Source organism: Campylobacter sp. BCW_4341, from assembly GCF_001764255.1.
Taxonomy (GTDB): Bacteria; Campylobacterota; Campylobacteria; order Campylobacterales; family Campylobacteraceae; genus Campylobacter_D; species Campylobacter_D jejuni.
This window is the reverse complement of record NZ_MKAH01000050.1, coordinates 2,375-3,349: the sequence shown is the minus strand read 5'-3', so window position 1 is coordinate 3,349 and position 975 is coordinate 2,375. Positions and strand designations below refer to the sequence as shown.

At 24.5% G+C, this 975-nt stretch carries 2 protein-coding genes; both read left to right on the top strand.

The annotated features are described in order from the left end of the window. Positions 1 to 525, top strand: a 525-nt coding sequence (locus AJN70_RS09705) for a hypothetical protein (protein ID WP_186821016.1), incomplete at its 5' end; no start/stop codon positions are given. Beyond that, a complete protein-coding gene (locus tag AJN70_RS08335; RefSeq protein WP_002871073.1) occupies positions 515 to 901 on the top strand; it encodes a hypothetical protein in 387 nt (128 codons plus the stop codon). The genes AJN70_RS09705 and AJN70_RS08335, both read left to right, overlap by 11 nt. Positions 902 to 975 lie beyond the last annotated feature (74 nt).

Sequence of the window (975 nt, the reverse complement as noted above, 5' to 3'; positions counted from 1 at the left end):
CAAGCTAGTCCTCTTGCTAAGATTAAGTATGATAGGATAAGATGGCAAGGGATAGGAGATAAACCAAAATCGGCACAAAAAAGCAAAGAAAAAGCAAAAATGCTCTTATATTTACAAAATAATAAAGTAAATGATAAAGAAGTTCATCTTTACAAACATAATGGAATATGGCCAAAAAATACTCCAAAACCTAGAAGTTCTGATTATATTGGTGAAAATGGTAAGATTATTTTAAACATTAAACAAAGAGCCATGGAAATAAAAAATACTTTAAATGGAGGATATAATAGTGTTTCTATAAAGACAAAAGATAAACTCACCAGATATGATTTAGATGGTAAACCACATTATGAGAAGACATCAAAGAAAATAATTGATACGCCTCATAAAATAGAATATACTAAACATATAAATCCTCAAGATCCAACAAAGTATAGAATGTCACAGGGTTTAGTAGAGCCAATATCTCATAAAGATTTAGATATTGTAGAAAATTATTTAAAAAGGCAAAATAATGAAATTTGAGAATTTAAAGCATGGAAGTTTATTTAAAAGAGAATTTTATCTTAAAGATGTAAAAATAGATTTGAAAAATGACTTTTTTGTTTATTCTATCATAACAAATGAAAAAACTTTAGAAATATTTTTTAAATCAGAGAAAAAAGATATACAAGATTTGCAAATTGTTTTTTATGATTATAAGTTACTACACTCAAAATCATATTGTAAAAATTTTAATCAATTAGAAGCTAATTTTATCGATTTGATAAGAAATAATTGGGATGATATAACAGGCTATATTGAAAAAGAAGAAGAGATGTTGATAAGCATATATTTTGATAATGATTTAGAATATATTACTTTAACTTGTAAATATTTTAATATAGATTTTATGGATTAAATAAAGGATAGAAAATGACAAGAGAACAAGCAGAATTAATTATAAAAGAAGAAAAGTTGATTGATACAGATTGG